This window comes from Pseudomonas botevensis (genome assembly GCF_019145475.1).
In the GTDB taxonomy this organism is placed as follows: Bacteria; Pseudomonadota; Gammaproteobacteria; order Pseudomonadales; family Pseudomonadaceae; genus Aquipseudomonas; species Aquipseudomonas botevensis.
Genome location: NZ_JAHTKI010000001.1, coordinates 646903 through 658604 on the forward strand (window position 1 = coordinate 646903; position 11702 = coordinate 658604).

9 protein-coding genes are annotated in these 11702 nt (G+C 62.0%); 6 read left to right on the forward strand and 3 right to left on the reverse strand.

What is annotated here, in order from left to right; all coding sequences use genetic code 11:
- The first annotated feature begins 78 nt into the window (after window positions 1-78).
- Window positions 79-1947 (forward strand): c-type cytochrome, encoded by a 1869-nt coding sequence (locus KVQ74_RS03065; protein WP_217829519.1) that lies wholly within the window; start codon window positions 79-81, stop codon window positions 1945-1947.
- Window positions 1948-1972: 25 nt separating this feature from the next.
- Window positions 1973-3217 (forward strand): metallophosphoesterase family protein, encoded by a 1245-nt coding sequence (locus KVQ74_RS03070; RefSeq protein WP_217829520.1) that lies wholly within the window; start codon window positions 1973-1975, stop codon window positions 3215-3217.
- A 105-nt stretch (window positions 3218-3322) separates the two neighbouring features.
- Here the strand turns inward: KVQ74_RS03070 and gbcA are convergent, their stop codons facing one another.
- A complete protein-coding gene (gene gbcA, locus KVQ74_RS03075; RefSeq protein ID WP_217829521.1) occupies window positions 3323-4618 on the reverse strand; it encodes a glycine-betaine demethylase subunit GbcA in 1296 nt (431 codons plus the stop codon).
- Between the two features lie 281 nt (window positions 4619-4899).
- Here gbcA and gbcB point away from each other — a divergent pair, with 281 nt between their 5' ends.
- Entirely contained in the window at window positions 4900-6000 is a 1101-nt protein-coding gene (gene gbcB, locus KVQ74_RS03080; protein ID WP_217829522.1) for a glycine-betaine demethylase subunit GbcB, read from the forward strand.
- A gap of 190 nt (window positions 6001-6190) precedes the next feature.
- On the opposite strand, the gene KVQ74_RS03085 is transcribed toward gbcB, so the two are convergent.
- Complete coding sequence (locus tag KVQ74_RS03085; protein WP_217829523.1) at window positions 6191-7015, reverse strand: SDR family oxidoreductase; 825 nt, start codon at window positions 7013-7015, stop codon at window positions 6191-6193.
- 112 nt (window positions 7016-7127) lie between these two features.
- On the reverse strand, window positions 7128-8168 hold the full coding sequence (locus tag KVQ74_RS03090; protein WP_007959802.1) for a threonine aldolase family protein: 1041 nt from the start codon (window positions 8166-8168) through the stop codon (window positions 7128-7130).
- A 127-nt stretch (window positions 8169-8295) separates the two neighbouring features.
- On the opposite strand from KVQ74_RS03090, the gene KVQ74_RS03095 reads away from it, so the two are divergent.
- The 3 genes from KVQ74_RS03095 to KVQ74_RS03105 all read left to right on the forward strand — a co-directional run bounded on the left by KVQ74_RS03095 (window position 8296) and on the right by KVQ74_RS03105 (window position 11700).
- Window positions 8296-9006, forward strand: a complete 711-nt coding sequence (locus KVQ74_RS03095; protein WP_217829524.1) for a TraX family protein — start codon at window positions 8296-8298, stop codon at window positions 9004-9006.
- A gap of 169 nt (window positions 9007-9175) precedes the next feature.
- Window positions 9176-10429: a serine hydroxymethyltransferase gene (locus tag KVQ74_RS03100; protein WP_217829525.1), complete on the forward strand. Its 1254-nt coding sequence runs from the start codon at window positions 9176-9178 to the stop codon at window positions 10427-10429.
- 20 nt (window positions 10430-10449) lie between these two features.
- Window positions 10450-11700: a sarcosine oxidase subunit beta gene (locus KVQ74_RS03105; RefSeq protein WP_030139293.1), complete on the forward strand. Its 1251-nt coding sequence runs from the start codon at window positions 10450-10452 to the stop codon at window positions 11698-11700.
- The last annotated feature ends 2 nt before the right edge of the window (window positions 11701-11702 follow it).

Genomic DNA, 11702 nt, shown 5'->3' on the forward strand with positions numbered 1-11702 from the left:
AATGTGGGAGCGGGCTTGCTCGCGAAAGCGACAGGTCTGGCGCTGCATCTCTGTGGTCTGCACAAGGAAATGGATGATATGGACAGCTATATCCGCTGGTTTCAACGCTTCATCTGGCTCGGCATTGCCATGAACATGGTGTTTGCGATCCCGGCGCTGTTTGCGCCGGGGTTGCTGACATCGGTGGTCGGCCTGCCGCCGCAACTCTCCGATCCGTGGCTGGAAAACGCCGGGATGCTGCTGGTGGGCATCAGCGTGTTCTACATGCCGTCGGGTTTCAACGCGCCGCGCTACGTGGTGCATTCCTGGCTCTGCGTCCTGACGCGGCTGATCGCCGTGGTGTTCTGGATCTACCTGATCAACACCAGCATCCAGGGTTCGGTGTTCGTGCCGATGCTCATGGGTGACCTGAGCTTTTTCCTGATCCTCGGCATCCTCCTGTACCTGGGCAACACCCCGGAAAACCGGCCGCTGGCGTTGCTGTGCAAGGGCTGGCGCGAGTGGAAGGCCGGTTGGGCGCGACGCTGGCAGAGCCACGGGTTCAAGGTCGGCACATTGGTCGTGGTGGCGGTGCTGGGGTTCATCGGTTACGAGACCTGGTATCAGATGCTGCGGGTGGTGCCGGAGCAGCAATACGCCTCCGACGAAGATCACTACAAATACGCCGCCATCGGCCTGGGCATCGAGGCGCGGATTCCGTATTACCTGTTCTCCGTGCTGCCGCAGATGTGCCCGGAAAAAATGCCCAAGCCCGGAGGCTGGGAAGTCTTCGGTTTCCTGTTCGAGAACGGCAACGACCTGCCGATCGGCATGGCCAAGCGGCAGATCGGTTACCCGACCGTCGAGCCGAACTGCGCGCTGTGCCACACCGGTTCCTACCGGGCCAATGCCAGCGACGTGGCGACCAACGTGCCGAGCGCCCCGGCCAATACCCTGCAACTGCAAGCCTTCCAGTGGTTCGCCTACGATTGCGCCAGTGATCCGAAATTCACCACCGATGCGCTGATGACGGCGATCAATGCCAAGTTTCAGCTGGGCTTCTTCGAACGCATCTACAACCGCTACCTGATCATGCCGATGGCCAAGACTGCGCTGCTCAAGCAGAAACAGGCCTACGCCTGGCAGAAACTGCGGCCGCCACAGGGGCCGGGGCGTACCGACACCTTCAACCCGACGAAAATGGTGGTGTTCGGCTTCCCGGATGACTCGACCATCGGCACCGTCGACCTGCCGCAAGTGTGGAACCAGAAACCCCGGGAATCGATGTACCTGCACTGGGACGGCAATAACAACAAGATCCACGAACGCAACTACGCCGCCGCGATGGCCGTGGGCGCGACGCCGGAGTCGGTGCTGCCGCCAAGCTTCAATCGCGTGACCAACTGGCTGCTCGGCCACAAGGCACCGGCCTGGCCGTGGGCGCTGGATCAGGCGAAAGTCGCGCAGGGCAAACCGATCTGGGAAGCCAACTGCGCCGGTTGCCATGACTTCGGTCGCAGCGACACCGGTCAGGTGACCACCCAAATCGACCAGTTAGGCACCGATCAGCACCGGCTGGATTCGTTCACCACCGGGCTGGTGGCGGCGTTCCACACCTTCAAGAAACCGCCGTTCGACTTCGGTGCCTACCGCAAGACCCAGAGCTACAGCAACACCCCCACCGATGGCGTCTGGCTGCGTGCGCCGTACCTGCACAACGGTTCGGTGCCGACCCTGTGGGACTTGCTGCAACCGTCGGAAAAACGTCCGCAGGTGTTCATCACCGGCTCCGACATCTACGACCCGGTCAACGTCGGTTTCGTCACCAGCGGCGCCCAGGCCAAAGCCTCCGCCGACTTCAAGTACGACACGCGCCTGGAGGGCAATCACAACAGCGGTCACCTGTACGGCACGACGCTCTCCGACGTCGATAAACGCGCCCTGATCGAGTTCATGAAAACCCTGTGAGCCCTTACGGATAGAGGATTACGCCATGTCAGCGGTCGGTCATCTGAAACACGAATACGACAAGGTCAAAGTACGTCTGCACGGCTTGCTCACGCGGGTGGAAATGGCCTGGATGAAGCTCATCAGCGATCTGGAGCCCAAGGAGTTCGAAGCGATCATCAAGTTGCTGCAGCGCGGGCACGATCAGGCGCAGTACGTGCTCAAGCACGGCGATCTGCCGGACGACGAACCGGGCGTGCCGTGGGAGCTGGCCCACGGCCTGTCGATCCTGCGCATCGGCAATGCCACGCCGCTGCCGCAGTCCACCGATCAGTTGCAGACCCGGGTGTTGAAGGACGGCACGTTGCTCGGTTGTCGCAAATGGGAGCTGCTGGATCTTTTGTGGAGCGAGGCCCTGCTCAAGTGGATCGAGAACCTGCGCCATCACGCGACCTTCGGCACCGACCCGGCGATGGTGACGATGGCGCGCGACGTGACCCTGGCGATTGCCGGTGACTGGGGCACCGGACCGTTCAACAGTCACGCCCCGGCGGTGGCGGTGGCCAACCAGATGCAACTGGCCAATGCCGACTTCACCATCCACCTGGGTGATGTGTATTACGCCGGCACCCATTCCCAGGAAGACACCGACATGGCCGGTTGGCCGATGGGCACCCACGGCTCGTTCACGCTCAATTCCAACCACGAGATGTACAGCGGCGCCCATGGTTACTTCAAGGAACTGGCGCACCGGTTTCCGGGGCAGCAGGGCACCAGTTATTTCGCGATGGTCAATGACGACTGGCTGATCGTCGGGCTGGACACGGCGTACGCCTCGGACGTGATGAACCTGTACATGGACGGCACCCTGAACAAACCGCAGATCGAGTGGATGAAGGCGCTGCCCAAACGCAAGAAGCTCATGGTGCTCAGCCATCACCAGGGCTTCGATATCACCGGGCACAACAAGACCGCGCTGTATCAACCGGTGTGCGACGCCCTCGGCCGCGAGCCGGATTACTGGTACTGGGGGCATCTGCACAACGGCATCGTCTACGCGACGCAGGGCGGGTTGCATGCGCGGTGTGCCGGGCATGGTGCCATTCCCTACGGCACCACCAGCCAGTTGAACGGGCATTCGCGGGTGCTGTTTTCGGAAACGAAGAATGCGCAGGATCCGTCGTATCCGGATCGGGTGCTGAACGGCTACGCGAAAATCAGGCTGGTGGGGGAGGAGATTTTCGAGGAGTTCATCGGCGAGGATGGCAGCGTGCGCTGGTCATCCAGATGATGCAGTGAATGTGAGGGGCCTATACGCGGGCAAGCCCGCTCCCACAGTGGTCGGTGGTGTACACCGTACCCTGTGGGAGCGGGCTTGCCCGCGAAGCTGTTGCTTTTAGCCTTGCACCGGCACGCCTTTGAGATAAGGCGCCGGCTCGGCCCCGAGGTTGTTCAGCATCCGCTCGCTGTACCAGTCGACGAAGTTGACCACGCCGAACTCATAAGTCTTGGAATACGGCCCTGGCTGGTAAGCGGTGGAGTTGATGCCGCGCTGGTTCTCTTCGGCCAGACGACGGTCCTGGTCGTTGGTCGCGTCCCATACCTTGCGCATGCGCTCGACGTCGTAGTCCACGCCCTCGACCGCGTCCTTGTGGACCAGCCATTTGGTGGTGACCATGGTTTCCTGAGCGCTGATCGGCCACACGGTGAAGACGATGATGTGGTCGCCCATGCAGTGGTTCCACGAGTGCGGCAGGTGCAGGATGCGCATCGAACCCAGGTCCGGGTTCTTGATCCGGCCCATCAGTTTGGCGCAGCCCTGTTTGCCGTCCATGGTCATCGACACGGTGCCCTTGAGCAGCGGCATGCGCACGATGCGGTTACGCAGGCCGAAGCTGGCGTGGGCGTAAGGGATTTTCTCGGCGTCCCAGGCAGCGGCGGAGGCGGCGACGTGATCCTTGAACGCCTGGTCGGCGCGCGGGTCGGTGACGTCGTCCCATTCCAGCAGGGTTTTCAGCAGTTCCGGGTGCGAACCGTTGCAGTGGTAGCACTCGCGGTTGTTTTCCAGCACCAGTTTCCAGTTGGCCTTTTCCATCAAGGTGGTGGTGATCGCCACCTTGGTGTTCTCCATGTCGTAAGGTTCCATGTAATGGTTCAGGGTCGACAGGAAGTCATCGATGGCCGGTGGGTTCTCCGCCAGGCTGATGAAGATGTAGCCACCGGCGGTCTTCACGTTCACCGGTTTGAGGCCGTACTGGTTCATGTCGAAGTCGGCGCCCATTTCGGTGCCGGCGAACAGCAGGCGACCGTCCAGTTCATAGGTCCACTGGTGGTAGTGGCAGACCAGTTTGGCGACCTTGCCCTTGTCGCTGGTACACAGACGCGAGCCACGGTGGCGGCAGACGTTGTGGAACGCATGCACCACGCCTTCGGCGCCGCGAATGACAATGATCGGGTTCTTGCCGATCTGCAGGGTCAGGTAGTTGCCCTTGGCCGGGATTTCGCAGGTCATGCCGGCGATCAACCACTCTTTCTGAAAGATCTCCTGCATGTCGATATCGAACAGCCGCTCGTCACTGTAGAACGGTTGCGGCAGCGAGAAGGTGCGCTCGCGCTCTTGCAGCATTTGTGCGGTGGCCTTGCGTGCGGGTTCCAGCGGATCGCCCAGGCTGATTTTTGCGGTGACGTCCATCGATGTATTCCTCAAGGCCATCTGCGTGGCCGCGAAAGTGGCTGATCAGGGTTGCTACGCAAGGTGTAAGGAAAGCGTTTTGTGTTGGGGCGAGTGTGGGGCCGGCGCCGGGCGGAACCTTATCCATGGGCGACATGGTGCAATCTGTTCCCGACGCGCAACCCCCGGTGGTTGGCGGCTGGTCGCGATAAGTATGTCAATGTCGCGGATAGGTAAACGGACGGTCTGCGCTATACGCAAAATCGCCGACATGAGGCCGGCAGTCGGCCGTGGAGAACAGCATGTCCAACAACTTCCTGAATCCGGTCACCACCCAGACCTGGGCCAATGGCCGACACATTGTCCGTTGCGTCAAAGTCATCCAGGAAACCTGGGATGTGCGCACTTTCTGCTTTATGGCCGACCAGCCGATCCTGTTCTTCTTCAAGCCGGGGCAGTTCGTGACCCTGGAGCTGGAAATCGAAGGCCAGCCGATCATGCGTTCGTACACCATTTCCAGCTCGCCGTCGGTGCCGTACAGCTTTTCGGTGACCATCAAGCGCGTGCCGGGAGGCAAGGTCTCCAACTGGTTGCACGACACTCTGCACGAAGGCCAGGAGCTGGCGGTGCACGGTCCGGTCGGGCTGTTCAACGCCATCGACTTCCCGAGCCCGAAAGTGCTGTACCTGAGCGGTGGCGTGGGCATTACGCCGTGCATGTCGATGGCACGCTGGTTCTACGACACCAACGGCAACGTCGACATGACGTTCATCCACAGCGCCCGTTCGCCGAAAGACATCATTTATCACCGCGAGCTGGAACACATGGCGTCGCGGATCGACAACTTCAGCCTGCACCTGATCTGTGAAAAGCATGGCCTGGGCGAGCCGTGGGCCGGGTATCGCGGCTACCTCAACCACAAGATGCTGGAACTGATGGTGCCGGACTTCCTTGAGCGCGAAGTGTTCTGCTGTGGCCCGACGCCGTACATGAACGCGGTCAAGCGCCTGCTGGAAAACGCCGGCTACGACATGAAGCGCTACCACGAGGAATCCTTCGGCGCCACGCCACCGGAGGCCCGTGCCGATGCGGTGGAGCAGGCCGAGCAGGCGGCGGAAGCACCGGAAGTCGATGCGGCGGACCTGCATCTGGTGGAGTTCACCTCCTCGGACAAGAGCATCCGCGTGGCCCCGGGCGAAACCGTGCATGCGGCGGCGGCCAAGGTCGGCCTGATGATCCCGAAAGCCTGCGGCATGGGAATCTGCGGAACGTGCAAGGTGCTCAAGCTGGGTGGTGAGGTGGAGATGGATCACAACGGCGGGATCACCGAGGACGACGAGGCCGAAGGGTACATTCTGTCGTGCTGCAGCGTGCCTAAAGGGGATGTGCGGATCGAATACTGATCGGCGATGGGGCGGCCCCTGAGCTAGGTTTACCCCTCTCCCCAGGGAGAGGGAGCCGATTTGTAAGCTTTTCAGATCCTGAGTTCGACTCGGTATTTCACGTCGGCGTACCCCGGATAAACACCTGGGTCAGTTCCCTCTCCCTTTGGGAGAGGGCTAGGGTGAGGGGAGGGGCTCACAGGCACACTGATCAATCGACAAACAAATCCGTCATCAACTTCGCATCACTCTCTGGCTCAAAGCGGTAATGATCAAACCCGGTCACGCCGCTCTCCCGCAAAATCTCCTCATCAATCAACAACCGCCCGGTAATCGCCCGCCCGCTGCTGTCCAGAATCACCTGCGCCGCATCCGCCATGATCGCCGGCGTCCGTGCATGCCTGAACGACTCCCGGTTGCCCAGCTGAAACTCGATGGCCGCCGTGGCTATCATGGTCTGCGGCCACAATGAATTGACGCTGATCCCGTAATTGGCGAATTCCTCGCTCATGCCCAGGGTCAGCATGCTCATGCCGTATTTGGTCACGGTGTAGGGGCTGTACTGGGCGAACCATTTGGTTGCCAGGTTCAGTGGCGGCGACAGGTTGAGAATGTGCCCGGCGGACTTTTTCAGGTAGGGCAGGGCCGCCTGGCTGCACAGCAACACCGCGCGGGTGTTGATCTGGTGCATCAGGTCGAAGCGCTTGAGTTCGATGTGTGCCACCCCGGTGAGCTTGATCGCCCCGGCGTTGTTCACCAGCGCATCGATGGCGCCGAAATGTTCATTGGCCTGGGCCAGCGCCTGACGTACCGCGTCTTCATCGCGCACATCCACTTGCAACGCCAACGCTTTGCCGCCGGCCGCCTCGACTTCCTTGGCGACGCTATGAATGGTGCCGGGCAGCTTGGGATGCGCTTCGGCGCTCTTGGCGGCGATGACGATATTGGCCCCGTCCCTGGCGGCGCGCAGCGCAATCTCACGGCCGATGCCACGGCTGGCGCCGGTGATGAACAGGGTTTTGCCTTGTAGCGACATGCGGATGCTCCTGCTTATTGTTATGTGAGCGGAGGCTCGACAGACAATGTAGACCAGGGCAAACGAAGCGGGGGGATCGTTCCCTGTGAGTGGGAACGATCCGTGCGGTGCGTCAGGCCGACATGACTTCGCGGATGTCGCGGGCCAGTTCGCGTACGCGCTCTTCCTCGGTGTCCCAGGAGCACATGAAGCGTGCGCCGCCCTTGCCGATGAAGGTGTAGAAGCGCCAGCCGCGTGCCGTCAGGGCGGCGATGGCCGGTTCCGAGAGTTGCAGGAACACACCGTTGGCCTGCACCGGGAACATCAGTTCCACACCCGGAATGTCGCTGACCAGCTCCGCCAGCAGTTGTGCGCAGTGGTTGGCGTGGCGGGCGTATTTGAGCCAGGCGTCGTTTTCCAGGATGCCGACCCACGGCGCCGACAGGAAGCGCATCTTCGAGGCCAGTTGCCCGGCCTGTTTGCAGCGGTAATCGAAGTCTTCCGCCAGTTTGTGGTTGAAGAACAGGATCGCTTCACCCACCGCCATGCCGTTTTTCGTGCCGCCGAAGCACAGCACGTCGACGCCGGCCTTCCAGGTCAGGTCCGCCGGCGAGCAGCCGAGGAAGGCGCAGGCGTTGGAGAATCGCGCGCCGTCCATGTGCAGGTTCAGGCCCAGTTCCTTGCAGGTGTCGCTGATGGCACGAACTTCTTCCGGGGTGTAGACGCTGCCGACTTCGGTGGCCTGGGTCAGGGTGACCACACGGGGTTTCGGGTAGTGGATGTCCTGGCGCTTGAGCGCGACTTCGCGGATCGAGGCCGGGGTGATCTTGCCGTTCTCGGTGCCGGCGATCAGCAGTTTCGAGCCGTTGGAGAAGAATTCCGGGGCGCCGCATTCGTCGGTTTCGACATGGGCGGTTTCCGAGCAGATCACGCTGTGGTAACTCTGGCACAGCGACGACAGCGCCAGCGAGTTGGCGGCGGTGCCATTGAAGGCGAAGAACACTTCGCAGTCGGTTTCGAACAATTTGCGGAAATAATCAGAGGCCCGCGCTGTCCATTCATCGTCGCCGTAGGCGCGCTGGTGGCCGTGGTTGGCCTGTTCCATGGCAGCCCAGGCTTCGGGGCAGATACCGGAGTAGTTGTCGCTGGCGAATTGTTGGCTCTTGTCGGTCATGGCCGGCTTCCGTGATCGCGGCGCTTGTGGCGCTGCGTTGGTCAATGATGGTGCGCACTTTACCGAAGATCATCCGGGGAGCACACGGGATGTCGCTGGCAGAACTTTACATGGACGCTGGCCGATTATGCACCTGAGCCGACGCGACGGCGCGCTGGATCTGCTCAAGTGGCTGGCGTTGCTGAGCATGCTGCTCGATCACCTGCGATATGTCGGGATCAGCGCCGATTGGCTGTATGTGCCGGGGCGGCTGGCGTTCCCGTGGTTCTGCCTGGCGATGGCGGCGAACCTGGCGCGAAGCGGCGCGCGCAAGACCGGGTGGCGGTATCCGGGCTGGCTGCTGCTGTTCAGCGCCGTGAGTGAAATACCCTACCGTTTGTACATTCCCGAGCCTGACACCCTGAACGTCATGCCGACCCTGGCGCTGGGCTTGCTGGTGGCGCTGGGCTGGCAGGACCGGGCGCCGGGTTCGCGACTGCTGGCCGCAGTTGCCTTGTTGCTGGCAGTGCTGTTTGCCGAGCGACTGATGTTCGGTCTGTTCGGCGTGCTGCTGCCGCTGGCGTTGCTGCTGGTGATGGGTCGGCCCTGGTATTTCAGCCTGCTGCCGGGGCTGGTGTGTCTGGCGGCGAATCAGTGGCGGGTGCTGCTCGAGTCGGCACAGTTCGGCAACGGCGTGGCGATCTTTGGCCTTGGTGCATGCCTGGTCGCGCCAGGGCTGGGAATGTTCCTGTTGCGACACGCCAGGTCGCTTTCAGTACCGCCCATGCGTCGCTGGGCGTACGCGCTGTATCCGGCGCATTTCCTCCTGTTGCTCGCCCTTCGCCAGGCAATTGCCTGACGCTGAAGAGACTGTCGCTTTCAGGCCATGTCGTAAACGCACCTTTGCGTGGCGTCCGTAGGCATTTGACCTCTTGAAGCCGGTCATACCATCGCATCAAAAGGGCACCGCCGAATTGCCGGTGCCTTACCGAGACGAATGGCGCACAGATGCCGCTGGGAGAGACGCGATGTTCAGCAAGCAAGACCAGATCCAGGGTTACGACGATGCACTGCTGGCGGCGATGAACGCCGAGGAGCAACGTCAGGAAGATCACATCGAGCTGATCGCGTCGGAGAACTACACCAGCAAGCGCGTGATGCAGGCGCAGGGCAGTGGCCTGACCAACAAGTACGCCGAAGGCTATCCGGGCAAGCGCTACTACGGTGGCTGCGAGCACGTCGACAAGGTTGAAGCCCTGGCCATCGAACGCGCCAAGCAACTGTTCGGTGCTGATTACGCCAACGTCCAGCCGCACTCCGGCTCTTCCGCCAACAGCGCTGTTTATCTGGCGCTGCTGCAAGCGGGCGACACCATTCTCGGCATGAGCCTGGCCCACGGCGGTCACCTGACCCACGGCGCCAAGGTGTCGTCCTCGGGCAAGCTGTACAACGCCGTGCAGTACGGCATCGACACCAGCACCGGGCTGATCGATTACGACGAAGTCGAGCGTCTGGCCGTCGAGTGCAAGCCGAAAATGATCGTGGCCGGTTTCTCCGCCTACTCCAAGACCCTCGACTTCCCGCGCTTCCGCCAGATCGCCGACAAGGTTGGTGCGCTGCTGTTCGTCGACATGGCCCACGTCGCCGGTCTGGTCGCCGCCGGTCTGTACCCGAACCCGATTCCGTTTGCCGACGTGGTCACCACCACCACCCACAAAACCCTGCGCGGTCCGCGTGGTGGCCTGATCCTGGCCAAGTCCAACGAAGAAATCGAGAAGAAGCTCAACGCTGCGGTGTTCCCCGGCGCCCAGGGCGGCCCGCTGATGCACGTCATCGCCGGTAAAGCGGTGTGCTTCAAGGAAGCGCTGGAGCCTGGCTTCAAGGCCTATCAGCAACAAGTGATCGACAACGCTCAGGCGATGGCGAGCGTATTTGTCAAACGTGGCTACGATGTAGTGTCCGGCGGCACCGACAACCACCTGTTCCTGGTCAGCCTGATCCGTCAGGGCCTGACCGGCAAGGATGCGGACGCCGCCCTCGGCCGTGCCCACATCACCGTGAACAAGAACGCGGTGCCGAACGATCCACAGTCGCCGTTCGTCACCTCCGGCCTGCGTATCGGCACCCCGGCGGTGACCACGCGCGGCTTCAAGGTAGCGCAGTGCGTGACCCTGGCCGGCTGGATCTGCGACATCCTCGACAACCTCGGCGATGCCGATGTCGAGGCCAACGTCGCCCAGCAGGTTTCGGCCCTGTGCGCAGACTTCCCGGTTTATCGCTGAGCGTTCTGGAGTAAATGACTATGCAACGCTATTCGGGCTTCGGCCTCTTCAAACACTCCCTCAGCCACCACGAAAACTGGCAGCGCATGTGGCGCACGCCGACCCCGAAAAAGGTCTACGACGTGGTCATCGTCGGCGGTGGCGGGCACGGTCTGGCGACCGCCTACTACCTGGCCAAGGAGCACGGCATCACCAATGTGGCCGTGGTCGAGAAGGGCTGGCTGGGCGGCGGTAACACCGCGCGCAACACCACCATCGTTCGCTCCAACTACCTGTGGGACGAGTCGGCGCACCTGTACGAACACGCGATGAAACTCTGGGAAGGTCTGTCGCAGGATCTGAACTACAACGTGATGTTCTCCCAGCGCGGCGTCTACAACCTGTGCCACACCCTGCAGGACATCCGTGATTCCGAGCGTCGGGTCAGCGCCAACCGCCTCAACGGCGTCGACGGCGAGCTGCTCAATGCCAAGCAAGTCGCGGACGAAATCCCGTACCTCGATTGCTCCAAGAACACCCGCTACCCGGTGATGGGCGCGACCGTCCAGCGTCGCGGCGGCGTGGCCCGTCACGATGCCGTGGCCTGGGGCTTTGCCCGTGCCGCCGACGCCCTCGGCGTGGACTTGATCCAGCAGACCGAAGTGATCGGTTTCCGCAAGGAAAACGGCGTGTGCATCGGCGTTGAAACCAACAAGGGCTTCATCGGCGCCAAGCGCGTCGGTGTGGTCACCGCCGGCAACTCCGGACACATGGCGAAACTTGCCGGTTTCCGTCTGCCGGTCGAATCCCACCCGCTGCAAGCGCTGGTGTCCGAGCCGATCAAACCGATCATCGACAGCGTGATCATGTCCAACGCCGTGCACGGCTACATCAGCCAGTCCGACAAGGGCGACCTGGTGATCGGCGCCGGTATCGACGGCTACAACGGCTACGGCCAGCGGGGTTCGTACCCGGTGATCGAGCACACCATCCAGGCCATCGTCGAAATGTTCCCGGTGCTGTCGCGTGTACGCATGAACCGTCAGTGGGGCGGCATCGTCGACACCACGCCGGACGCCTGCCCGATCATTTCGAAAACCCCGGTGCCGAACATGTTCTTCAACTGCGGTTGGGGCACCGGCGGCTTCAAGGCCACCCCCGGCTCGGGCAACGTGTTTGCCGCCAGCCTGGCCAAGGGTGAAATGCACCCGCTGGCCGCACCTTTTTCCATCGACCGTTTCCACAACGGCGCCCTCATCGACGAACACGGCGCTGCGGCTGTCGCCCACTAACA